The sequence below is a fragment of the Kitasatospora sp. CB01950 genome, assembly GCF_001905465.1.
Taxonomy (GTDB): Bacteria; Actinomycetota; Actinomycetes; order Streptomycetales; family Streptomycetaceae; genus Kitasatospora.
Genome location: NZ_LISX01000007.1, coordinates 224371 through 246510, shown reverse-complemented (window position 1 = coordinate 246510; position 22140 = coordinate 224371). Strand labels below are relative to the sequence as shown.

Sequence of the window (22140 nt, the reverse complement as noted above, 5' to 3'; positions counted from 1 at the left end):
CCCGTACGGGGCGGGGCGGGGGTGCGGGCGGGGTCACCAGCCGCCGTGTTCGAGTCCTTCGGCGTGTTCCCGGCGGCCGTGGGCGAGGCCGGCCCGGTAGGCCTTGCGGAGGACGGCGGCGGCCTGTTCGCGGTCGAGGCCGGGGGCGAGGCGCAGCAGTTCGTCGGTGAGCCGGTCGAGCGTGAGCGGCGGCGGGGACGGCGGATTCGGCGGGTCCGGCGGAGGTGTCATGGCTCCATGACATCGCGTCGCGGCGGGGCCCGCCCCTTCGCAGGGGCGGGCCCGCAGGAGGGCCGGTGTCAGCCGAGGGTGGCGGCGTAGGAGGTCTGCGCGCTGAAGCCCCAGGCGGGAGTGGTGTCCCAGGGGTTGTCCTCGACGTCGTTGGTGGCGTACGCGTAGCCGGCGCCGCGGGTGAACGCGCTGCCGAGGGCGGTCTTCATGGCGGCCGCGTCGGGGGTGGCGTGGATCAGGTGCCAGTAGGAGGTGCCGTCGGGGTCGAAGCCCGCGCCGGGGTAGTAGCCGACGGTCAGGTTGAAGACGTTCCCGCCGAGATAGTGGTTGATGTAGTTGTCGTAGGTGCCTTCGAAGGTGACGAAGGTGTCGGCGGTGCGCTTGCCGGGCTCCAGGAAGCAGTCCTGGACGGCGGTGCCGGGGTTGTTCACCACGAGTTCCTGCGCGGCCGGGTCGATGGAGTGGACGATCGCCTGGACCTGCTGGCGCAGGTCGAGGTAGAAGTCGCGCTCGACGTTGTTGGCCCCGCAGTTGCGGCTGCTGGTGTCGAAGAAGATGCCGTCGACGTGCAGCTTGCCGTCCGGGGTGACCAGGTAGTTGCGGACGTCCTTGAGGATCTCGGCCTTGTCGCGGGTGGCCCACGCGGTGTGCACGTAGCCGATCACCTTGGTGTGCTCGCCGGTGGCGGTGGTGCGGGCGCGCAGCGCGTCGGCGCGGGCCTGCCAGGCGGGGCCGAACGGGTCGAGGCCGCTGTTCGGGTTGAGGATGACGATCGACGCCGCGGGCTGCGCGGCCTGGACGTCGAGCATCATCTGGTTGTCCGGGGCGACGTACGCCGGGATGCCGATCTCCAGGCCGCGGCTCTCGGCGGTGGTCGGCGTGGTGGTGGCGACGGCCTGCGGTGCGGCGGTGGCGCCGACGGCGAGCAGCGAGCCGAGGAGCAGGGCGGTGAGTCCGTTCGCGCGGATGCGCATGCGTGGTTCCCCCAATGCTGGGCGGGCGTCCCCCTGACGCCGCACGGGCATGCTAACCGCCGACGGGCGTCCGAAGGCCGAATATCGGAGATCGTCCGTGAGGGTGCACCGGCGACCGGACGAACGGTCGGTGACGGAGTGTCGGCCGAGCGGGCGGATTCGCTGCGCCGTTCGGGTGAAATAGTGTCATTTCGATTCGCACTTGGCACTGCTGGCCGGCTCGTTGCTCGGCAGCGGCGCTCTCGCCCCACCGGCGCACGCCGCGATCTCGTTCACCAGGACCGTCGACAAGCCCACCGCGGCGCCGGGGGAGAACGTCACCTTCACCCTGCAGTTCACCTGCTCGGTCCAGGAGTGCGTCAACGGCAGGATCACCGACCTACTGCCCCCGTCGCTGGAGTTCGTCGGCTGGTCGCCCGACCCCACCACGGTGGACGTGGCCAACTCGACGCTGCCCGACCTCGGCCCGGGCACCACGGCCGCCGTCACCGTCGTCAGGCGCTTCCCCAACTGGACGACGGCGGACGGCACTTCGGCGTCCAACACGGCGCAGCTGACGGTCGACGGGGAGACCCCGCAGACCGTCCAGCTCGACGCATGGAACCCGCCCGGCATCCAACTCACCTTCCAGTACCGGCTGAACGGCGACCCGACCTGGCTGACCTTCACCCCCGGCACCCCGTTCGACGGCTCCGGCAACCGCCGCATCGCCTTCGAGGAGGGCGCCGGAGACCCGGCCAACGACGTGCTCGGCCTGCCCACCGGGCGCTGGCCGGACGGGGTGCGGCTGACCTGGAACGGCCCGCTGCCCACCGGCTGGTCCCCGGGCAGCGGCGTCCAGGTCGTCACCCGGCGCCGCCACTGACCGACCGCCGCAGACAACCGTGGGGCGGACCCTCCGCAGAGACCCGACCACGCCGCTCAGCACTGACCACTGCCCCGTTCACCTCTCCGGAGGTCGGGCGGGGCGGTTCGTCGTGCCCGAGTCAGCCGTAACGACGGACCGAGACGCCCTTCGACCGCCACGGCTCCGGAGTCGCCTCGGCATCGCCCAGTCGCTGAACCCAGTCCAACTGGCCAACGAAGTAGTCCCAGTACGGAGTGGTCTGCCCTTCAGCGCCGCGATCGAACGTCAGGATGGGCCCGTCCGTGCCGCGCCTGCCGTGACCGTAGAGCATCACTCGAACCGAGTCGTCGATCCGCTCCATCGCGAAGCTGCACGGAAAGTCGTACAGATAAATCCGCAGGTCGGTACCAGCAGAGGCAACGGCGTCGGCCAGGGGCCGCAACACCTCGCGCTCGTACCGGCCCGGGTCCTCCATCGCCGCCTCGGCAGGCTCCAGCCGGTATCGGTCGCGGCGGCTGTCGCAGTACGGATCCATGATGTAGATCCGCACCGGCGCCCGCTGGCTTGCGGAGACGAACAGCGGCAGCATCTCGTCGCTGCCGTAGAAGTTCCGGGTGAGGCCGAACATGTCGATCCGCTCCCGGGCCGACCTTATCCGGCCGATCAGATCAGCCTTCGAATCGTCGTCGGTGCGCGGGTAGATGTCGCTCAGCCCGGCCTGTTCGAGGTGGGACATGGAGACTCCGCTGTGGTCGTGGCCGTAGCCAAGGCGGTCGGGTCTGGTGCCGTATACCCGGCACAGGTAGTCGATGCGTTTTGATCACGGCTGGTTCTGACGATGCTGGATCCATAGCCGTCGCCCACCTCCGCCAGAGAGGACAGCCGTGGACCACCGCTGCGTCCGCGGCACCGGCCGCGACACCGCCCAGGGTGCCGCCGACTGCACGTGTGGGACATGGTGGAGAGGGGGGAGGAGGCAGGACCCTCCGCCCTGGGTTGTCGAGGCCGGGCCGCAACGGGTGCGCCCAATTGCACCACGGCCCAGCCTTGACACAGTTCCTTGATCAAGCGGGAGAGCCCGGGAGGTGATCTCGGAGAGTTGCCGCCGGGATCCGCCGGCAACTGCCAGGAACTGTCATGTCCGAAATGTCATTCATGCAGGTCAGTGCAGACAGCCTGGTGGAACGTCAGGCCTTCGGCTGCTGCTGGGTGATGCAGTGGATGCCGCCGCCGTTGGCGAAGATTTCGCGGGCGTCGACCAGTTCGACGGTGCGGCCCGGGTAGGCCTTCTCCAGGATGGCCTTGGCCTGCTGGTCGCGCGGGTCGTCGAAGGCGCACAGGACGACGGCGCCGTTGGCGACGTAGTGGTTGATGTAGGAGTAGTCGACGGGCTCGCCGTCTTCGTCGAACAGGACGGTGGGGGCCGGGAGTTCGATGACCTCCAGGGTGCGGCCGCGGGCGTCGGTGGCGGCGCGGAGGATGTCGGCGAGCTCCTGGCAGACCGCGTGGTCGGGGTGCGCCGGGTCGGGCTGGGAGTGGATGACGACGGTGCCGGGGCGGACGAAGGCGGCGACGATGTCGATGTGCCCGCGGGTGCCGAACTCGTCGTAGTCGCGGGTCAGTCCGCGCGGCAGCCAGATCGCCTTGGTGGTGCCGAGGTGCGCGTGCAGCTCGGCCTCGACCTGCTCGCGGGTCCAGTCGGCGTTGCGGCCCTCGCCGAGCTGCACGGTGTCGGTGACCAGGACGGTGCCCTCGCCGTCGACGTGGATGCCGCCGCCCTCGTTGATCAGGCGGGAGGCGAAGCGCCGCACGCCGGCCAGCTCGGTGACGTGCTCGGCGATGTGCCGGTCGTTGTCCCAGCGGGCCCAGGACTGGGCGCCCCAACCGTTGAACACCCAGTCGGCGGCGGCCAGTTCGCCCTTGTCGTCGATCAGGAAGGACGGGCCGATGTCGCGCATCCAGGCGTCGTCCAGCGGCCGCTCGACGATCTCCACCTCGGGGGAGAGGTAGGGGCGGGCGGCGTCGGTCTCGCCGGTGTTGACCACCAGGGTGACCGGCTCGTGGCGGACGATCGTGTTGGCGACCTCGGCCCAGGCGCGGCGGGCCGCGTCCAGCTGCTCGGCGCCGTCGAAGGTCGGGTTGGCGGTCGGGAACGCCATCCAGGTGCGCTCGTGCGGGTGCCATTCGGCGGGCATCCGGAAGCCGAGCGAGGCGGGAGTCGGGGAGGTCATGGGGTGCAAGTCCTAAACGAGTGAGGGGAGTTCACAGGAAGTACAGGCGGCTGAGGGAGACCGAGTCGGCGGGCGCGGAGCGCAGCGGCTCGCCGTCCAGCGAGACCAGGCCGGTCGCCGAGACGTCGACCTGGCCGATCCGGCCGTTGCGCAGCATCGAGCGCGGGCCGATGCCGCGGGTTCCGCGCACGCCCACACGCCGCCTGCGGGTGGGCAGTTGGTCACCCGCGACGTCCAAGTAGGAGCCGTCGGCGGCTGCTTGGGCGACGAACGCCACCGAGATGTCCGCGGCGGTCGCACCGTGCGCGCCGAACTGCGGCCCCAGCACCAGGGGTTCGCACCGGTCGGTGGAGGCGTTCGGGTCGCCGACCACGCCGTACGCGGGGAAGCCGGCCTTCAGCACCAGCTGCGGCTTGGCGCCGAAGTGGTCGGGCCGCCAGAGCACGATGTCGGCCAGCTTGTCGACCTCGATCGAGCCGACCTCGTGCGAAAGCCCGTGCGCGATGGCCGGGTTGACGGTCAGCTTGGCGATGTAGCGGAGCACCCGCTCGTTGTCGTCGCCGCCCTCGGCGGTGCCGTACGAGCCGGTGCCGTCCAGCGGGCCGAGTTCGGCCTTCATCTTGCCGGCCATCGCGAAGGTGCGGCGCACGGTCTCGCCGGCCCGGCCCATGCCCTGGGCGTCGGAGGAGGTGATGCCGATGACCCCGAGGTCGTGCAGCACGTCCTCGGCGCCCATCGTGCCGGCCCGGATCCGGTCGCGGGCCATCGCCGCGTCGCCCGGCAGGTCCGGCTTGAGGTCGTGCGCGGAGACGATCATGTCGTAGTGCTCGCCCAGCGCGTCCCGGCCGAACGGCAGGGTCGGGTTGGTGGAGGAGCCGATCACGTTCGGCACGCCGGCCATCTTCAGCACGTTCGGCACGTGGCCGCCGCCGCACCCCTCGATGTGGAAGGCGTGGATGGTGCGGCCCTCCAGCACCGCGAGGGTGTCCTCCACCGACAGGCACTCGTTCAACCCGTCGGTGTGCAGGGCCACTTGGACGTCGTACTCCTCGGCGACCCGCAGCGCGGTGTCCAGCGCCCGGGTGTGCGCGCCCATGTCCTCGTGCACCTTGAAGCCGGACGCGCCGCCCTCGGCCAGCGCCTCGATCAGCGGCGCCGGGTCGGAGGACGAACCGCGGCCCAGGAAGCCGATGTTGACCGGCCAGGCGTCGAAGGAGTTGAACGCGTGCCGCAGCGCCCACGGCGAGTTGACGCCGACGCCCCAGACCGGGCCGAACTCCTGCCCGATGATCGTCGTCACACCGGACGCCAGCGAGGCCTCCATGATGCGCGGCGACAGCAGGTGGACGTGGGTGTCGATGGCGCCGGCCGTGGCGATCAGGCCCTCGCCGGAGACGATCGTGGTGCCGGTGCCGACCACCACCTCGACGCCGTCCAGGGTGTCCGGGTTGCCCGCCCGGCCGATCGCGGTGATCCGGCCCGCCCGGATGCCGATCGAGGTCTTCCGGATGCCCTGCACCGCGTCGATCACCAGCACGTTGGAGATCACCACGTCGCAGGTGTCGCGGACCGCGGCCGGCTTCAGGTGCAGCCCGTCCCGGGCGGTCTTGCCGAACCCGGCGAGGAACTCGTCGCCCGGGGCCTGCGAGTCCGACTCGACCCGGACGATCAGCCCCGAGTCGCCGAGCCGGACCCGGTCGCCGGCCCGCGGGCCGTGCACCGAGATGTAGTCGTGCGGGGTGATGGAACTCATGCCTGGTCCTTCCTGGTGCGGGTGGCGGTCACTGCTCGGGCTGCGCGTCGTCGAACTCGGTCAGGTAGCCCGTGGCCCGGGCCTTCGCCAGCGCCGCGTCCTTCGCGCCCGGCGCGTCCAGCGGACCGTCCACCAGGCCGGCGAAGCCGATCGTGACCCGCCCGCCGCCGATCGGCACCAGGCCGACCTCGACGGTGGCGCCCGGGTCGAAGCGCACCGAGGAGCCGGCCGGCACCGCCAGGTGCATCCCGTACGCGGCCGAGCGGTCGAAGGCCAGGCGCGGGTTGGACTCGAAGAAGTGGAAGTGCGAGGTCACCGAGATCGGCACCGAGGCGGTGTTGTGCACCGGTAGCAGCAGCGCCTCCTCCACCGGGTCGTAGCCCGCGCCGGAGCCCGGCAGCGCCGCGCCCGGGGCGCCCTCGCCCAGCGAACCCGCGCCGCGGAACGGGTCGTTGACCACGGCGAGCCGCGTCCCGTCCTCGAACACCGCCTCCACCTGGACCACCGTCACCACGTCCGGCACGCCCGGCAGCACGTCGTCGGCGCTCAGCACGGTGCGGCCGGCCTCGATCGCCTCGGCCAGCCGGCGGCCGTCGCGGGCCGCCTCGCAGACGGTGTCGGCGATCAGCGCCGTCGCCTCCGGCACGTTCAGTCGCACGCCGCGCGCCCGTCGGGCGCGGGCCAACTCGGCCGCGGTGAAGATCAGCAGCCGGTCCCGTTCGGTGGGAGTCAGTCGCACGGTGCCTCGCTCGTCGAGGGTGGACGGGGTGGTCGATGGAGAGTTTAGAACGACGTTCAAACGCGTGGGCCCCATTGAACCCGCGGCTGCCCGACATGTCCAGCCTCCGGCCCCGGGCCCGGGACACCCCGCAGGCGCACGGGGGAGGCGTGCGGGAGCCGAGGGGATCGTGTGTGGAAATGGCATGCAAGGGGTGGATGTGGTGATCGGACCGTGCGAGGATCACGCCGGGGACGAGCTGACTCACCGTCAACGACCGCACGCACCCTCTGGGGGATCCACATGCGCCTTCGCACCGCCGCCCGCTCGCTGGCCGTCCTGGCCGGCGTCACCACTCTCGCGCTGGGCGCCGTCGCCCCGGCCTCCGCCGCCCAGCCGACCAGCCTCGGCACCTACGTCCGGTTCATCAACAAGAACAGCGGCAAGTGCCTGGAGATCGCCGACTGGCGCAAGGACAACGGCGCGCCCGCCCGCCAGTGGGACTGCACCGGCGGCGCCAACCAGCTGTGGGAAGAGATCGGCGACGTCGGCGACCACGGCATCCGCTACTACCGCAACGTCAACAGCCAGCAGTGCCTGGAGATCGGCGGCCTCAACGCCTCCAACGGCGCCACCGCCAACCAGTGGCCCTGCAACTGGGGCGGCAACCAGATCTGGCTCGACCGCACCAACAAGCTCCAGGCCGACGCCGCGTACTGGCCGGCCGCGGTCGGCAAGTGCCTGGAGATCGCCGACTGGCGCACCGACAACGGCGCGCCCGCCCGGCTGTGGGACTGCACCAACGGCGCCAACCAGGGCTGGCAGATCGTCTGACACCGCGCAGCCGGGGCCCTGGAGAAAGCTTTCGCCGGGGCCCCGGTCGGGGCGGGCGCGCCCCGGCTCGTCCGTGTGCCCGCGCACGCCCTTGCGCACCGTTCACCACGGGCGTAGGGCCGGATCGCTGTTGCAAACGCCGCCGAGTGGGCATGAGGATGACCAGAAGTGGCCGCCGGACCGGTGGGGGACCGGAGCGGCCGTCCGGTGACGAGGGCGGGGGCTTACGAGGTTGATGGACGGTCAGGCAAGGTTCCCGCGGCAGCGCTCGGCCTCGCGCCGGGAGCAGCTCGACCAGCAGGGGACCGCACACATTCAGTCACAGGCGAAGCCGCAGGGTCCGGCACCCGCGCAGGCGCAGTCGAAGCCACCGGGGCCCGCGCAGCCACCGCCACAGCCGCAGCCGCAGCCGCAGCCGCAGTCGCACGGCGCGGCGCCGGTGCAGCAGCCCGAGTGCGCCCTGCATCGCCGGGTGCACGCCTCCCTGGAGGCCGCCGACCTGCCCGCCGTCGGAGCCGTCCGACGCCGGCTGCGGGCCGCGCTCGACCACTGGGGTGTGCCGGAACTTGCCGACACCGCCGAGCTGCTCACCTCCGAACTGGTCACCAACGCGCTCGTGCACACCGGCAAGGGCGCCGAGTTCGACGCCCAGCTCACCGCCGAACAGCGCCTGCGGGTCGAGGTCCACGACCGCACCAGCCGGCTGCCCGGCCGCCGCCACCCCGACGAGGACGCCACCTCCGGGCGCGGACTGCTGCTGGTGGAGGCCCTCGCCGACGACTGGGGAGTGCAGCTGCGCGGCGACGGAAAAGTCACCTGGTTCGAGCTGTCCGCGCTCTGAGCCGACCGCCCCCACAACCGGGGGCGCGAATTCCGGACCGCCACCCGTCGGGGCCGTCCGGGTGAGGACTCGCGGCGGGATCGTGTGCGATCAGTACCGTCCGGGTCACCGCCATTGCCGCTTTGCCGAACATACGACAGGCTAGTGAGAATGTGTGCCAGTAGGCACGCACAACCATCGCGGTCCGGCCGGCCCAGCAGGGGACACGGAAATCCAGCGGCCGCCAGGCAAGGCACCGGCAGGAGAAGCATGGCCACCGAGCCCGAGGCGCCTGGGCCCGCCCGCCGCACCCCGCCCGCCCAGGCCACCCAGGCCACCCGGAACAGCACCCCCGCGAAGCCGCTGCGCACCGCAGCAGGCCGCGTCGTGCCGTCCACCGCCCGCGGTCTGCCCACCCGCACGGGGGATTCCACCCCAGAGTGGCTCGAACCGGCGATGGCCGCCAACGGCATCGGCTCCTTCGACTGGGACATCCGCCGCGACTCCCTGGTCGGCGACCGGCGGGCCTGCGCCATCCTCGGCCTGGCCGGACAGCCCTTCGACCGCACCTCCGGCGCGTTCCTCGCGCTGCTGCACCCCGAGGACGCGCCCGTCGTGCGCCGCCGCGTCGAACGCGCCGTCGCCGAGCTCGGCCAGTGCGGCGCCTACTACCGCACCGTCTTCCCCGACGGCGAACTGCACGCCGTGCGCTTCCGCGGCCGGGTCCTCGCCGACGCCTTCGGCCGCCCCTCCCGGATGGTCGGCTTCGTCTGGGACGCCACCGTCGAACTCCACAAACGCGAACGCGCCGACGAACTCGCCGTGCTGCGCGAGGAACGCTCCCGGTTCATCAAGGAAGCCGCCCGCGCCCTCTCCGAAGCCGTCACCGTCCGCGACGTCGCCCGGGTCTTCACCGAACTCCCGCTGCCCGGCCTCGGCCCCGACGGACTCGCCCTCGCCTCGCTCGAAGGCGGCCGGATCGCCCTGCTCGGCTCCAGCGGCTACCGCGCCGCCCTCAGCGACCGGTTCGACCGGATCCCGCTCTCGCCCAGCCACCCCGCCGCCGAAGCGGTCCGGCAGCGCGCCCCGATCTTCGTCTCCAGCCGCGCGGAGTACCGCGAGCGCTACCCCGACGCCTGGGACTGGGCCGAGAACAGCGGCCGCTCCTCCTGGGCGTTCCTCCCGCTCGTCGCCAGCGGTCGGCCCACCGGCGTCTGCGTGGTCTCCTTCGACGACGACCGCGAACTCGACGCCGACGAACGCACCCTGCTCTCCACCCTCGGCGGACTCGTCGCCCAGTCCCTGGCCCGGGCCCGCCTGCACGACGCCGAGCACGAACTCGCCGCCGGCCTGCAGCGCGTCATGCTCCCCCGCACCGTCCCCGCCGTCCCCGGCGTCACCACCGCCGTCCGCTACCTCGCGGCCGGCTCCGGCCTGCAGATCGGCGGCGACTGGTACGACGTCGTCCCGCTGCCCGGCGGACACGTCGGCCTGGTCATCGGCGACGTCCAGGGCCACGACGTGCACGCCGCCGGCATCATGGGCCAACTCCGCATCGCGCTGCGCGCCTACGCGGCGGAGGGGCACCCGCCGGCCGCCGTGATGGCCCGGGCGTCGCGCTTCCTCGCGGACCTCGACACCGACCACTTCGCGACCTGCACCTACGCGGAGGTCAACGTCGACTACGGCGTCGTCTACGCGGTGCGGGCCGGGCACCTGGACCCGGTGGTCCGGCGTGCCGACGGCACCGCGCATCCCGTTCCGGTGGCGGGCGGGCTGCCGCTCGGCGTCGCGCCCGACGAGGAGTACCGGGTGACGCGGTTCAGCCTGGACCCCGGGGAGACCGTGCTGCTCTTCACCGACGGCCTGGTCGAGGCGCGGGACATGGACCTCGACACCGGGGTCGGGCGGCTCTGCGAGACCGTCTCCGAACCGCTGGCCGCCGTCTCGGAGTCTCCGCGGGAGCCGCTGGAGGACCTCGCGGACCGGATCGCCTCGCAGGCGGCGGACACGAGCGAACGCGAGGACGACATCGCGCTGCTGCTGCTTCGTTGGGACGGGCCGGCGGGCGGGCGGGCGGCCCAGCAGCTGCGGCGCCGGATCGGGCAGGCCGACCTGGCGCGGATCTCGGAACTCCGCGCCGAACTCCGGGACGCGCTGCGGCGCTGGGGCGTGCCCGAACTCATCGACACCGCCGAGCTGTTGTCGTCGGAGCTCGTCACCAACGCGATTCGGCACACCGACCGGGACGCGATGTTCACGGCGCGGCTCTACCAGGAGAGCGGGCGGGCACGGCTGCGCGTCGAGGTCGAGGACGAGTCCGACCTCTGGCCCACCCGCCGCACGCCCGGCGAACAGGCGTCCTCCGGGCGCGGGTTGATGCTCGTCGAGGCGCTCGCGGACGCGTGGGGGGTGGAGCCCCGGGGGTCGGGGAAGCGGATGTGGTTCGAAGTGAGCAGTTGAGCGGTCGGGGAGCCCCTGACGGGGCTCTCGCCGTTACCCGTACTGCTGTTCCAGGTCCTTGAGTTTCTGTTCCAGGGAGTCGAGTCGCGGGAGGGCCGCGGCGGGGTCCTCCGGGGCGAGTTCGATGCTGCGCTGGGCGGGGGTGGCGGGGAGGCCGGCAGGGGCTATGGCGGGCTCCGTCGGGTTCGAGTTGGCGGGGGCGGGTTCGAGTTGGCGGGTGGTGTGGCGGGTGCGCCAGCCGTGGCCGGGCTGGCGGCCGATGGCGCGGATCTCGGCGCGTTCACGGCGGGAGGCCATCCTGCGGCGTTCTCGGTTCTCCGCCGCGGTGCGCTTGTCGTCGCGGACCTCCTCGACGGCCTCGTCGAGGGTGCGGACGCCTTCGAGGAGCATCAGCGACCACGCGGCGTAGGTCTCGCGGGGGGCGCGCAGCCAGCGGACCACGCGGATCTGCGGCAGGGGCCGTGGGACGAGTCCCTGTTCGCGGAGGGCGGCGACCCGGGTCTGCTTGAGGGCGCGGTCGAAGAGGACCGCGGCCGAGAGCGACATGCCGGCGAAGAACTGCGGCGCGCCGTCGTGGCCGAAGCCGCGGGGGGCGTGCACCCAGTTGAACCAGGCGGAGGCCGCCGCGAACAGCCAGACCAGCAGGCGGGAGCCGAGTGCGGCGTCGCCGTGGCTGGCCTCGCGGACGGCGAGGACGGAGCAGAACATCGCGGCTCCGTCCAGGCCGAACGGGACGAGGTACTCCCAGCCGCCGGAGAGGCCGAGGTTCTGGATGCCGAAGCCCACCAGCCCGTGGAAGGAGAGCGCGGCGGCGACCGCGGCGCAGCAGAACAACAGAAGGTAGGAGGCGCCGCCGTAGAGGGATTCGGTGCGGCGGCGGCGTTCCTCGGCGCGTTCCCAGGAGGAGTCCGAACCGCCGGTTTTGGTGGCTGCGGCCGAGCGGCTGCGGGCGAAGGCCAGCAGGGCGACGGCGACCACCAGGGCGGCCGCGCCGGCGACGACCCAGCCCAGCGGTATGTCCGACAGTCTCATGACCTGATCCAGCCTCGCTTTCCGCGTCTTGATGGGGGGACCATCATGGCGGAGAAATGCGGGAAAACATGACCGGATCGCGCGCAATACATTATTTGGGGGGAATTCCGGAATTAGATCAACGGATTGTCAGATCTATTTGCTGCGCGGGCAGCTGAAGCACGGCTCGGCCGGTCGGACCGTGTAGAACAGGCAGCAGCTGACCCTGGTCCTGGTGCGGTGACCGCCCTCCCGACGGAAGCCCGGGGTGCCCACGAACGGCGCGGACGAGGCGTCGCCCGGCAGTAGGGCGGTCAGCTCGGCGACTGCTCGGGGCTCCTCGTCGAGCAGGGTGGAGAGGTACCAGAGGCCGTCGACCACGTCGTCGGTGACGAGCGCCCAGAGGGTGCGCGGGCCGCGTCGCACGCGGGGGCGGAAAGCGTCGAGCACCGGCGCGAGATGGTCGGCGAGCGCGGTGCGCAGGGCGGCGTCGAGCGCCGGGCGGTCCGGGACGACCAGGGCGTCCGGGCGGCCGGCGGCCGGGTCGTCCGGGAGGCAGTGGAAGGCGGTCGGGCGGGCGGTCAGTTCGCCGGTGGTGCGGTTGATCGAGATCCGGTCGACCGGGAGGGCCGGGACGCGGCGCTCCAGGAACCACGGCAGGGTGAAGGCGAGGGCGACCGGCCAGGCGTAGCGGTGCAGGCTGAAACCGGCGGTGACGTCCGGGCGGCTGGGAGCGCCGTACAGCTCCAGGCCGAGGCGTTCGTCGAAGGCGATGGTGGCGTCGAGGGCGGCCGGGTCGGTGGCGAGGGCCGCCGCGAGGGTCCAGCCGGGGTCGGTGCGGGGGGCGGCGGGGTGGATCCGGAGATCCCCGAAGACCTCGGTCAGGCGTCGCCAACTCGCTTGGCAGGGAGAGGAGTCGGTGGTGCTCGGCGGGGGGCACTGCTCGACCTGGTGCGCGGTCACGCGGGCTCCCTGGGTGGTACCCCGGGGGCGGGGCCCGGGTGTGGCACGGTGAACCTGTCCGGGTCACTGCTCAACCCGGACAGGTAAGGCTCACCTTAGCTGATGCCGTGCCGCGGGTCGTGCGCGGTGCCGCCGTCCGGTGCTGCCGACTGTGCCGGGAGCCGGGCCAGCCGCCGCGCCAGCCACACCGGGACCCCGCCGAGCGCCTGCACCAACCGGGACGCCTCGGCGCGCAGCCGCACCGCCTCGCCCGGCTCCGACACCTCCGCCAGGGAGGCCAGCGCGGGCGCCACCCCCACCGTGTAGCCGAGCTGCTCGCGCAGCCTCAGCGCCGCCCCGAAACCCTCCCGGGCCCGCTCCTGGTCGCCCGCCACCAGCGCCAACCCCGCCAGGTGGCACCAGGTCGAGGAGCGCAGCAGGTCGTCGCCACGCTCCCGGGCCCCCTCGTGCGCCCTGGCGTACGCGCTCTGCGCCGCCGCCAGGTCGTGCAGCAGGTTCTCCGCGACCAGCCCCCGGCGGAAGTCCAGCAACGGCCGGCCCGGCGCCTTCGGCGGCAGCAGCGCCGAGGTGCGGCCCAGCGCGGCCTGCGCCTCGTCCAATCGGTCCCGGCGGCTCAGCACGCTGGCCACGTACGCCAGGTAGCCGCGGGCGCAGGAGGCGGCGGCACGGTGCTCGCTGCCCGCGACCGAAGCCTCCGCCTGGCGCAGGGCGTCCTCCGCACGCTCCCAGTGGTCCGCGGTGAACAGGCACTGCTCGATCAGCAGTTCGGCCCGTTGCAGCGCCGCCGTCGGATCCCGGCCGGCCTGCGGGCGGAGCAGGTCCGCAGCCTCCTGCCAGCAGCCCCGCGACCGAAGCCGCCAGACGACGTCCGCCATGCCCCCCGGGGCAGTCCCGTGCACCGACAACGCCACCTCCTTGTGCGCGCCATGCAGTGACCGGCGGACCCTCCCCAACCCCCAAGGGCCCGCGTCGTGGCGGCAATTCAACACGCGCCGGAGCTTGTGCACCAGATCACGAGCGCGAGGAGATCCGGAATGCATGCTTCCGGGTGACGTGGGAGTGGCGACGCGTCAGGACGTCCAGCCGGTCTCCATCAGCGCCTCGGCGGCGCCGTTCGAGGGCTGCGGGATGCCTGCCGCGTCCAATGTGAACAGCGCGACCAGCAGTTGTTCACCGCGCACCGTGGCCTGCCGGGAGTAGCCGGACACGGTGAACATCGCCGCCGCGACCTGCTCGCCGTGCAGCGTCTCCAACCACAGGCACTCCACCGCCTTGACGTCCGCCGGCTCCGACCAGGTGTCCACCCGGGCCACCATCCGGCCGCCCAACAGGGTGGTCGAGTCGCGCTCCTGGCCGGACGTCAGCTCCAGGTCCTCGAAGCCCAGCCACTGCAAGTAGCGGGCCGCCGTCAGCACCGCGTCCTGCGGGGTGCGCACCGGCCGCGGACGGAACGGCGGACGCAGCGCCCGGGCCGGACCCGGGCCCGCGGCCGGCTCCGGCGGGGCGAGCGGCGGCACCGCCGTGGTGTACGGACGCGCCGCCTCCGCCGGACGGGTGGTCCGTGGGCCCGCGCTCTGCAACTTCGGCGCCCGGTCCACCGGCATTCGCACCGTCGCCCCGCAGTCGCAGGTGAACTCCGGCTGCGGCCACTGGTCGTTGCGTCCGCAGTGCGGGCAGCGCATGCTCACCCAGGAGTCCTCCCAGGAGCGGAACCGCACCTGCACCGGCACCCCGCCGCGCAGCAGCGGCACCCGCAGCTGTGCGCCGCACGGGCAGGGCAGGCTCGGTGGCTCGTAACGGTGCTCACGACGGCAGGCCGGGCAGCGCAGTTCGCTGGCCCCCGACGGCGACCCCGGGGAGAACCGGGCCGGGTCTGCGGCGTCCTCGGGCAGCGGCATGGGCGGTCACCGTCCGTTTCGGTCGGGCTGGCAACGATCCCGTCCATCCTCGCGGATCGGGCCCCGGGTCGGTGCGGAATGAGGTAATCCTCCAGTGCAGTTGAGGCGGGGAAAAGGTGCGGGAAGTCTGACGGTCCGTCAGTGAATGCCCCAACGGGCCAGGTCCGCCGGGGTGTCCAGGTCGTCGGGGACGGCCACGCCGGTGCAGTCCACCGGCGTCACCGGACGGTTGGCCAGCAGGACGCGCGCGCCCGCGTCGCCGGTGGAGGTGGCCAGCAGCTCGGGGAAGTGCGCGGCGCCGATCAGCACCGGATGCGCCCGGCGGCCGGCATAGGCGCACGCCGCGAGATCCGTGCGCCCGGCGTGCACGGCTAGCAGTCGGCGCACCGCCTCCGCCGTGACGCCCGGCGTGTCCACCAGCAGCACCAGCACGGCGCTCGCGCCCTCGGGCAGGGCGGCCAGGCCCGTCCGCAGCGAGGAGGACAACCCCGTGCGCCAGTCCGGGTTGTCGACCAGCACGCAGTCGCCGGTGTCGACGCGCTCGCGGACCTCCGCCGCCGCTGCGCCCAGGACCGCCACCGTTCCGTCACAGCCGCCGTCCCGGGCCGCCGCCAGCGCGTGTTCCAGCAGCGGACGGCCCCGGTACGGCAGCAGCGCCTTCGGCCGTCCGCCCAGCCGGGACCCGCCGCCCGCCGCCAACACCAGGGCCGGCACCCGCAGTTCGCTCATGCCGCCAGTCTGCCCGGCGGGGCGGGCGTGCGGGTGGTTCGTACCGGTCGTGGTTTTGCCCGGATTGTGAGGTGTGTCATGCTGCGGCGTGGCCGCCTTGACCGGGGTTTGACCGGCTGGTCTTCTGGTGGGCCGTCAGAGTCGCCCACCCACAGAGGAATACCGTGCGATCCCGCCGTACCGCCATAGTCGCCACCCTGCTGCTCGGATCGCTCGCACTCGCCGGGTGCACCACCGACACAGGGAAGAAGCCGTCGAGCGGCAGCAGCTCCAAGTCCCAGCCCCAGACGGCCGCCAAGGGCACCAGCCCGCTGGAGAACCCGGACGGCACCAAGCCCGGCCTGGCACCCGTCAGCAGCGAGGCGGACCGCAAGGCCGGACGGGACCTGATCGCCAAGGTGAAGACCGCCGACGCCGGCCCGAGGACCGGCTACGACCGCGACCAGTTCGGCCCGGCCTGGACGGACAACGTGGACGGCGTCCCGATGGGCCACAACAGCTGCAGCACCCGCGACGACATGCTGGCCCGGGACGGGCAGAAGCTGGAGCACAAGGACGGCTCGCAGTGCGTCGTCACCGGCATGACGATCTGGGACCCGTACACCGGCAAGACCGTGGACTGGAGCAAGCAGCAGGCGTCGAAGATACAGATCGACCACGTGATGCCGCTGTCCTACGACTGGCAGCAGGGCGCCTCCCAGTGGGAGAAGGGCAAGCGCGTGCAGATCGCCAACGACCCGCTGAACCTGATCCCGGCGGACGGCTCGCAGAACGCCTCCAAGGGCGACTCCGGCCCCGCCAGTTGGCTGCCCGCCAACACCGAGGTGCACTGCTCGTACGCGATCCGCTGGGCGCAGGTCTCGCTGAAGTACCAGCTGCCGGTGACGCCTGCGGACAAGAAGACCATGCTGTCGCTGTGCGGCGGCTGAGCACCGCCGAGTCGATCGCTGCGTCGATCGTCGCGTCCACTGAATGACCCGAGGCCGTTCGGAGCCCCCTGGGGGGAGGGGAGCCGAACGGCCTCGGGCGCTGTGGGGTGTTGCGGGCGTTGCGGAGGTCAGCCGGTGGTGGCCTTGGGTGCGGCTGTCAGGTCGTACAGGGTGGTGCTGCCGACCGTCTTCGCGGTGTAGGTGGACTCCACCCAGGAGGCGATCTCCGAGGAGTAGCTGGAACCGCCCATGCTGCGGCCGCCCATGCCGCCGCCGCCGATGAACCAGTGCACCTTGCCCTCGGCGACCAGCTGCTTGAAGCCGTCGAGGGAGAGCGAGGGGTCGCTGCCGTTGAAGCCGCCGAGCGCCATCACCGGTTCGCCGCTCGCGAGTTGGTAGCTCGCCTGGTTCTGCGAGCCGACCGCGGCGGCGACCCAGGTGTACTTGTCGGCGTCCTGCTTCAGCAGGTCCGCGACCTCGGAGGAGACCTTCGCGCCCTCCAGTAGGCCGCCCATGCCGCCGCCGAAGGCACCGCCCATGCCGCCGCGGCCGGTGCGGCCGTCCTCGCCGGTGGCGGTGCCGGTGCCGGTGCCGGGAAAGCCGGTGCCCGGGAAGCCGTTGCCGGTGCCGCCGTTCTGGCCGCCGCCCGGGAAAGCGGGGGCGTTGCCGTTCCCGCCCTGGCCGCCGTTCCCGCCCTGGCCGCCCGGGAAGCCCGGGAAGGTGCCGCGCATCTTGCCGCCGCGACCGCCGCCGGGGCCGAAGCCGCCGCCCTTGACGGCCGGTCCGGCGGTGACGATGGAGCCGCTGTGGCCGGTGGAGACGGTGTCGAGGGCGTACGCGGTCGGCCCGGCCAGTCCCGCCGCCAGCGCGGTGAGGCCGGCTACGGTGGCGACCCGGCCGCCGGTGGGTCCGGTGAGCCGTCCCGCGGCGAGCAGGGCGACGGCGGCGAGCAGCCCGCCGACCAGCACGGCCCAGCGCAGCCACGGCACGAACTCGGCGCTGCGGCCCAGCAGTTGGTACGCCCACCAGGAGGTGACGGCGATCGTGACGGCGAGCACCGCCGCGTACGGCAGCCGGTGGCGGACCCGCCACAGGCCGTCCACGCCCATGCCGACCAGGGCGGCGACCGCCGGGACGAGGGCCACCGTGTAGTACTGGTGGAAGATGCCGGACATGAAGCTGAAGGTCAGCGCGGTGCACACCAGCCAGCCGCCCCAGACCAGGAACGCGATCCGGGCCGAGTCGGTGCGGGCGTAGCGGCGGGTCGCCCACAGGCCGAACACCATGAGGATCAGCGCGGCGGGCATCAGCCAGGCGATCTGGCCGCCGATGTCGCCGTCGAACAGCCGGGTCGGGCCGGTGGAGCCCCACATGCTGCCGCCACCGCCTCCGCCGCCCATCCGGTTTCCGCCGCCGCCGACGCTGCCGGTCTCGTTGCCGGTGATCCGGCCGAAGCCGTTGTAGCCGAAGGTGAGGGAGAGGAAGGAGTTGTCCTGCGAGCCGCCGATGTACGGGCGGGCGGAGGCCGGCATCAGCTCGACGATCGCCACCCACCAGCCGCCGGCGACCACCATCGCCAGGGCGCCGTACAGCAGTTGCAGCCAGCGGCGGCCCCAGCCGGTGGGCGCGGTGAACAGGTACACCAGGGCGAACGCGGGCAGCACCAGGAACGCCTGCAGGGTCTTGGTGAGGAACGCCAGGCCGAACATCGCGCCCACGAACACCAGCCAGCGGGTGGATGCCGTCTCGGTGGCCCGGACGGTGCCGTACGCGGCCAGCGTCAGCAGCAGCACCAGCAGCGCGTCCGGGTTGTTGAAGCGGAACATCAGCGCCGCGACCGGGGTCAGCGCCAGCGCCGCGCCCGCGACCAGGCCGCCGAGCGCGGAGAACCGGCGTCGCACCGTGGCGTACACGGCGGCGACCGTGCCGACGCCCATCAGCACCTGCGGGGCGAGCACGCTGAACGAGCTCAGCCCGAAGATGCGGGCGGAGAGCGCCATCGGCCACAGCGACAGCGGCGGCTTGTCGACGGTGATGAAGTTCGCCGCGTCCGAGGACCCGAAGAACATCGCCTTCCAGCTGACGCTGCCGGCCTGTACGGCCGCCGTGTAGAACGCGTTGGCCCAGCCGGAGGCGGTCAGGTTCCAGAAGTACAGGACAGCGGTGGCCAGCAGCAGCCCCAGGAACGCCGGCCGCACCCACCGCGGGTCGTCCTCGCGCCCGCGCCAGGCCCGTCCGGGCAGGGTGCGCAGTCGGGCGGCCCAGGTCGCCGGACCCTTGGGGCCGACGGGCGGCAGCGCGACGGGCGGGAACAGCGTCTCAGCGGGCCGCTCGTGCCCGGCGTCGGCGGGCGGCGTGGCCGGCCAGACGGTCGGGCCGGACGCGTCGGCGTCGGCGGCAACGGCAGCGGCATCGGCCGGGACCGCCGGCGGCGGGTGGTTCGCGGCGTCGGGCCACGGCTCGCTGGTCGGAGGAACGGAACTGGACGTGGTCATGGGAGACACGCTGGGTGGCGAGCCTGAGAACTCGATGAGACCCGACTATGAGGGTGCTGTGTTCTCTGCGGCATCCCGTTCCGGACGGGTGGTCGGCGGGTGGTAGACCGGAGGCCGACGGGAGGCCGACGGGTGGTCAGCTGGCGGGTACCGGCTGCGGCTGGGGGAGCCGGCCGCCGAGCCAGGTGAGGGCCGGGGGGATCTCGCGGGTCCAGGTGTGGAAGTTGTGGCCGCCGGTGTCGAGGGTGATGGTGGACACCTGGGTCGGGGCCTTGAACGCGCCGATCATCTGCTGCGTCGCGGGGTAGTTCTCCTCGTTGCGGCTGGTGGCCAGCAGTAGCGAGACCGGCGGCGCGGGCTTGTTCCGGAGCCGCCACAGCAGGTCGTTGTCCTGCTTGACGTCGGCGCTGCCGCCGAACAGGTCGCCGGTGGTCGGGTCGTTGTGGACCTCGTAGTAGCCGGACAGGGCGATCGCCGCGCGGTACGAGTCGGGCTTGCGCACCGCGAACTTGACGGCGCAGTAGCCGCCGGTGGAGTCGCCGATCACCGCCCGCGCCTCGGGCCGGTCGTCGATCCGGTAGGCGGTGGACATCGCCTTCGGCAGGTCCTCGGTGAAGAAGGTCTCCGCCTGCGGGCCGTTCGGGACGTCCATGCACTCGGTGTCGCGGTTGGCGACCAGGGTGGGCCGCATCATCACCAGCACCGTCGGCGGCATCTCCTTGGCCTCGATCGCCTTGAGCGTCGACGCCGGGTACTGGAGCAGCGAGATCAGCTTCTCCGGCGTGCCCGGGTAGCCGGACAGCGCGAGCAGCATCGGGAACTTGGTGCCCGCGTAGGCCGGCTGGAAGTACTGCGGCGGCAGGTACACGTACGCGGGGGTGCCGGTCAGGCCGGAGTGCTCGCCGTGGATCTCGACCTTCTGGATCATGCCGGAACGGTCCTGCGCGGAACCCTGCGAGGAGTACATCTTCTGCTCGCCGGTCACCGAGACCGCCTTGCCGCCCGGCTGGTGGTCCACCACGGTGCCGGGGCTGCCGTCCAGGCCGAGCAGGTCGCTCCACGTCGAGTAGAAGCCGAAGTACGAGTTCGCGACCAGGCCCATCGCGGCCAGCACCGCGATCTGCGTCCCGAAGAACGCCCCCAGCCGCCCCAGCCAGGCCCGCCAGCTCCGCCCACCCAGCCGGGGCCACAGCCACAGGGTGGCCGCGAAGGCGGCGACGGCCAGCAGGCTGGCGATGATCTGGATCGGGACTCCGGTCAGGCTCGGCACCCGATGATCGTAAGGTACGGCTTCATCAACCTCACAGCCGCCTCCCAGCCGCCTCCCGGGTTTGCCAAGCCCCGCCCAAGGGCATGCCAACTCCCTTGCCCTGTCGGAGCCCACGGCTAGCCTCCGGTCCCGTGAGAACACCTGATGAACTGCACCTGGTCGACTGGGCGTCCCTGGGCCACGGGGCGGACGTCGCCGATCTGATCCGCGCGCTGTACGACGAGGACGCGGCGGTGGTCGGCGAGGCACTGGGCGAGCTGTTCCACCGTCTCCTGCACCAGGGATCGGTGTACCCGGCGAGCGTGATGGCAGTGCCGTACCTGGCGCACGCCGCCCTGCACGCCGTTCACCACCGCCGCACCATGCTGGTGTTCCTGGCCAATGCCGGGCGCGACGACTACGGGCAGTTCTTCGAGGACGAGGTGATGGAGGGCATTCGGGTCGCCGACGAGCTGCCCGGCCTGCTGCACCTTGTACGGGACGAGGACCCCGAGGTGCGCCGGCAGACCGTGCGAGTGGCGCGCTGGGCGGCCGGGGACAGTCTGCCGCTCGTCCTGGACGCGGTGGCCGCCTGCCATCGCGACGATCCGTCGGACCGGGTGCGGGCCGAGGCGTTGGAGGTGCTCAGCCGCCTCGCCCCCCGCCGGGACGAGCGGTTGCGTGCTGCACTCGCCGACCCCGCGCCCGCCGTCCGGGCCACTGCTGCGCTCGGCCTGCTGGAGAGCGCCGGGGCCCCTTGGCCGGCCGAGCTGGTGGCCGTGCTGTTGGCGGACGGCGGGGACCCCGACTTCGCCGTATCGGCCCACGAGTTCTTCCACGGCGTCGGCAGCACCGAGGAGCGGGTGGCGTCGCTGCTGCGGGAGCAGGACGCCGAGACCGTCCGGGCGGTGGCCGCCGCCTGGATCGCGGCTGGCGACCACGAGGGGCGCGGCAGCCGCCGGGCCGTGGAGCTCGTCATGCGGTGGCGCGGATGGGAGGTCGAGGCCGTCACGCTGCTCACGGCCGCCGTGCCGCAGCAGCGAGACCCGTACGTACTCCAGCAGGTGATCAACTCCATCGAGCGCTGGGCCGGTTACCACGCAGATCCCGATACGGTCGCCGAGGCCGTGCTGCCGCACGTCACCCACCCCGACAGCTGGGTGGCCACGAGTGCACAGCTGGTGCTGGGACGGGTCGGCGACTCCCGGCTGCTCACGGCCGTCGCCGAACCTGCCGGCGACGCGCTGGCCGCGCTGGCCGCCCGCACCGACGACCCCGAGATCCACCGCCGGGCCTTGCGCCCCCAGCCGTGCAGATACGGCCACCACCTGCACAGCAGGGCAGCGGAGGTGATCGAGTCGCTTACGCCGGAGGCCGCCGCCGGGCTGCTGCCGGAACTGACTGCCCTGCTGCGTGAATCCCCGAGTCCGGACCTGGCGCGCGCGCTCGGCGGGACTGGTCTCGCCCTCCCCGAACTGACCGACCTGCTGGTCGAGTTGACGAGATCGGACGACCAGGCCCTGGCGTGCGCCGCCGCCGTCGCCGCTGCCCGGCTGGGCGCCGACCCCGCACCCGCGCTTCGCCTGCTCGCCGAGCGGCTGGAACACGACGGCGGCTCCCTGGCGGAGACAGCCCTGCTCGGACCGCTCGGGGCGCCACTGGCCCCCTCGGTGGAGTGCCACCTGACCGACGGCAGCCCCGAGCGGCGCGGCTACGCGGCCATGGCGCTGTGGCAGATCACCGGCGACCCGGCCGGAGTCGTGACGACGCTCACCGCCCTCGTCCGGGACGGCCGAACGGACCCGTCCGTGCTGAAGACCCTGCGACAGACCGGCGCGCCGCTCCCGCCGGATGTCCGGGCGACGGTCGCGGAGTGGGCGGGCGCGGAACGCCGGGTGCTGGACGCATACAGCTGGATCGGACATCCGGACACCACACTCCGCGAGGAGGCCCGGCTGCTGCTCGCCGGGCAGGGCTGACGCGGTAGGGTCCGGC

At 72.7% G+C, this 22140-nt stretch carries 19 protein-coding genes; 6 read left to right on the top strand and 13 right to left on the bottom strand.

Annotated features, from left to right (window positions below):
* Window positions 1-33: 33 nt before the first annotated feature.
* Window positions 34-231 (bottom strand): hypothetical protein, encoded by a 198-nt coding sequence (locus AMK19_RS19770; protein WP_073813491.1) that lies wholly within the window; start codon window positions 229-231, stop codon window positions 34-36.
* 68 nt (window positions 232-299) lie between these two features.
* Window positions 300-1205: a spherulation-specific family 4 protein gene (locus tag AMK19_RS19765; RefSeq protein ID WP_073813489.1), complete on the bottom strand. Its 906-nt coding sequence runs from the start codon at window positions 1203-1205 to the stop codon at window positions 300-302.
* Between the two features lie 202 nt (window positions 1206-1407).
* Here AMK19_RS19765 and AMK19_RS19760 point away from each other — a divergent pair, with 202 nt between their 5' ends.
* A complete protein-coding gene (locus AMK19_RS19760; protein WP_073813487.1) occupies window positions 1408-2070 on the top strand; it encodes a DUF11 domain-containing protein in 663 nt (220 codons plus the stop codon).
* 121 nt (window positions 2071-2191) lie between these two features.
* On the opposite strand, the gene AMK19_RS19755 is transcribed toward AMK19_RS19760, so the two are convergent.
* The 4 genes from AMK19_RS19755 to AMK19_RS19740 all read right to left on the bottom strand — a co-directional run bounded on the left by AMK19_RS19755 (window position 2192) and on the right by AMK19_RS19740 (window position 6775).
* Window positions 2192-2788 carry a hypothetical protein gene (locus tag AMK19_RS19755; protein ID WP_073813485.1) on the bottom strand — a complete coding sequence of 199 codons (597 nt, stop codon included), beginning with the start codon at window positions 2786-2788 and terminating at the stop codon, window positions 2192-2194.
* Window positions 2789-3239: 451 nt separating this feature from the next.
* The gene (locus AMK19_RS19750; protein ID WP_073813483.1) at window positions 3240-4283 is read right to left on the bottom strand and encodes an agmatine deiminase family protein; all 1044 of its coding nucleotides are present in this window, start codon (window positions 4281-4283) and stop codon (window positions 3240-3242) included.
* A 31-nt stretch (window positions 4284-4314) separates the two neighbouring features.
* Entirely contained in the window at window positions 4315-6036 is a 1722-nt protein-coding gene (locus tag AMK19_RS19745) for an urease subunit alpha (RefSeq protein WP_073813481.1), read from the bottom strand.
* Between the two features lie 28 nt (window positions 6037-6064).
* The gene (locus tag AMK19_RS19740) at window positions 6065-6775 is read right to left on the bottom strand and encodes an urease subunit gamma (RefSeq protein ID WP_073813479.1); all 711 of its coding nucleotides are present in this window, start codon (window positions 6773-6775) and stop codon (window positions 6065-6067) included.
* Between the two features lie 282 nt (window positions 6776-7057).
* Between AMK19_RS19740 and AMK19_RS19735 the strand changes: the two genes are divergently transcribed.
* From AMK19_RS19735 to AMK19_RS19725, 3 genes are all read left to right on the top strand, one after another.
* Entirely contained in the window at window positions 7058-7588 is a 531-nt protein-coding gene (locus AMK19_RS19735) for an RICIN domain-containing protein (protein ID WP_073813477.1), read from the top strand.
* Between the two features lie 439 nt (window positions 7589-8027).
* A complete protein-coding gene (locus tag AMK19_RS36585; RefSeq protein ID WP_241844488.1) occupies window positions 8028-8429 on the top strand; it encodes an ATP-binding protein in 402 nt (133 codons plus the stop codon).
* 249 nt (window positions 8430-8678) lie between these two features.
* The gene (locus AMK19_RS19725; RefSeq protein WP_158071929.1) at window positions 8679-10871 is read left to right on the top strand and encodes a SpoIIE family protein phosphatase; all 2193 of its coding nucleotides are present in this window, start codon (window positions 8679-8681) and stop codon (window positions 10869-10871) included.
* A gap of 33 nt (window positions 10872-10904) precedes the next feature.
* On the opposite strand, the gene AMK19_RS19720 is transcribed toward AMK19_RS19725, so the two are convergent.
* The 5 genes from AMK19_RS19720 to AMK19_RS19700 all read right to left on the bottom strand — a co-directional run bounded on the left by AMK19_RS19720 (window position 10905) and on the right by AMK19_RS19700 (window position 15472).
* Window positions 10905-11903: a DUF2637 domain-containing protein gene (locus AMK19_RS19720; protein ID WP_073813473.1), complete on the bottom strand. Its 999-nt coding sequence runs from the start codon at window positions 11901-11903 to the stop codon at window positions 10905-10907.
* 135 nt (window positions 11904-12038) lie between these two features.
* Window positions 12039-12845 carry a (2Fe-2S)-binding protein gene (locus tag AMK19_RS19715; RefSeq protein ID WP_073813471.1) on the bottom strand — a complete coding sequence of 269 codons (807 nt, stop codon included), beginning with the start codon at window positions 12843-12845 and terminating at the stop codon, window positions 12039-12041.
* Between the two features lie 95 nt (window positions 12846-12940).
* Complete coding sequence (locus AMK19_RS19710; RefSeq protein WP_073813469.1) at window positions 12941-13720, bottom strand: hypothetical protein; 780 nt, start codon at window positions 13718-13720, stop codon at window positions 12941-12943.
* Between the two features lie 195 nt (window positions 13721-13915).
* Entirely contained in the window at window positions 13916-14743 is an 828-nt protein-coding gene (locus AMK19_RS35320) for a hypothetical protein (RefSeq protein ID WP_073813467.1), read from the bottom strand.
* Between the two features lie 138 nt (window positions 14744-14881).
* Complete coding sequence (locus AMK19_RS19700) at window positions 14882-15472, bottom strand: nucleotidyltransferase family protein (RefSeq protein WP_073813465.1); 591 nt, start codon at window positions 15470-15472, stop codon at window positions 14882-14884.
* Between the two features lie 164 nt (window positions 15473-15636).
* Between AMK19_RS19700 and AMK19_RS19695 the strand changes: the two genes are divergently transcribed.
* Entirely contained in the window at window positions 15637-16401 is a 765-nt protein-coding gene (locus AMK19_RS19695) for an HNH endonuclease family protein (RefSeq protein ID WP_073813463.1), read from the top strand.
* A gap of 128 nt (window positions 16402-16529) precedes the next feature.
* On the opposite strand, the gene AMK19_RS19690 is transcribed toward AMK19_RS19695, so the two are convergent.
* Together AMK19_RS19690 and AMK19_RS19685 are read right to left on the bottom strand one after the other, a co-directional pair.
* Window positions 16530-18896 carry an ArnT family glycosyltransferase gene (locus AMK19_RS19690; protein ID WP_073813461.1) on the bottom strand — a complete coding sequence of 789 codons (2367 nt, stop codon included), beginning with the start codon at window positions 18894-18896 and terminating at the stop codon, window positions 16530-16532.
* A 136-nt stretch (window positions 18897-19032) separates the two neighbouring features.
* A complete protein-coding gene (locus tag AMK19_RS19685) occupies window positions 19033-20166 on the bottom strand; it encodes an alpha/beta hydrolase (protein WP_073813459.1) in 1134 nt (377 codons plus the stop codon).
* Between the two features lie 131 nt (window positions 20167-20297).
* Here AMK19_RS19685 and AMK19_RS19680 point away from each other — a divergent pair, with 131 nt between their 5' ends.
* Window positions 20298-22124, top strand: coding sequence for a HEAT repeat domain-containing protein (locus tag AMK19_RS19680; RefSeq protein WP_073813457.1), 1827 nt, complete (start codon window positions 20298-20300; stop codon window positions 22122-22124).
* Window positions 22125-22140 lie beyond the last annotated feature (16 nt).

Bases quoted from the DNA above. Each gene is read 5' to 3' on its own strand.
- AMK19_RS19690 (WP_073813461.1), bottom strand. From the start codon at position 18,896: ATGACCACGTCCAGTTCCGTTCCTCCGACCAGCGAGCCGTGGCCCGAC.
- AMK19_RS19720 (WP_073813473.1), bottom strand. From the start codon at position 11,903: ATGAGACTGTCGGACATACCGCTGGGCTGGGTCGTCGCCGGCGCGGCC.
- AMK19_RS19755 (WP_073813485.1), bottom strand. From the start codon at position 2,788: ATGTCCCACCTCGAACAGGCCGGGCTGAGCGACATCTACCCGCGCACC.
- AMK19_RS35320 (WP_073813467.1), bottom strand. From the start codon at position 14,743: ATGCCGCTGCCCGAGGACGCCGCAGACCCGGCCCGGTTCTCCCCGGGG.
- AMK19_RS19745 (WP_073813481.1), bottom strand. From the start codon at position 6,036: ATGAGTTCCATCACCCCGCACGACTACATCTCGGTGCACGGCCCGCGG.
- AMK19_RS19735 (WP_073813477.1), top strand. From the start codon at position 7,058: ATGCGCCTTCGCACCGCCGCCCGCTCGCTGGCCGTCCTGGCCGGCGTC.
- AMK19_RS19725 (WP_158071929.1), top strand. From the start codon at position 8,679: ATGGCCACCGAGCCCGAGGCGCCTGGGCCCGCCCGCCGCACCCCGCCC.
- AMK19_RS19710 (WP_073813469.1), bottom strand. From the start codon at position 13,720: ATGGCGGACGTCGTCTGGCGGCTTCGGTCGCGGGGCTGCTGGCAGGAG.
- AMK19_RS19765 (WP_073813489.1), bottom strand. From the start codon at position 1,205: ATGCGCATCCGCGCGAACGGACTCACCGCCCTGCTCCTCGGCTCGCTG.
- AMK19_RS19770 (WP_073813491.1), bottom strand. From the start codon at position 231: ATGACACCTCCGCCGGACCCGCCGAATCCGCCGTCCCCGCCGCCGCTC.
- AMK19_RS19700 (WP_073813465.1), bottom strand. From the start codon at position 15,472: ATGAGCGAACTGCGGGTGCCGGCCCTGGTGTTGGCGGCGGGCGGCGGG.
- AMK19_RS19750 (WP_073813483.1), bottom strand. From the start codon at position 4,283: ATGACCTCCCCGACTCCCGCCTCGCTCGGCTTCCGGATGCCCGCCGAA.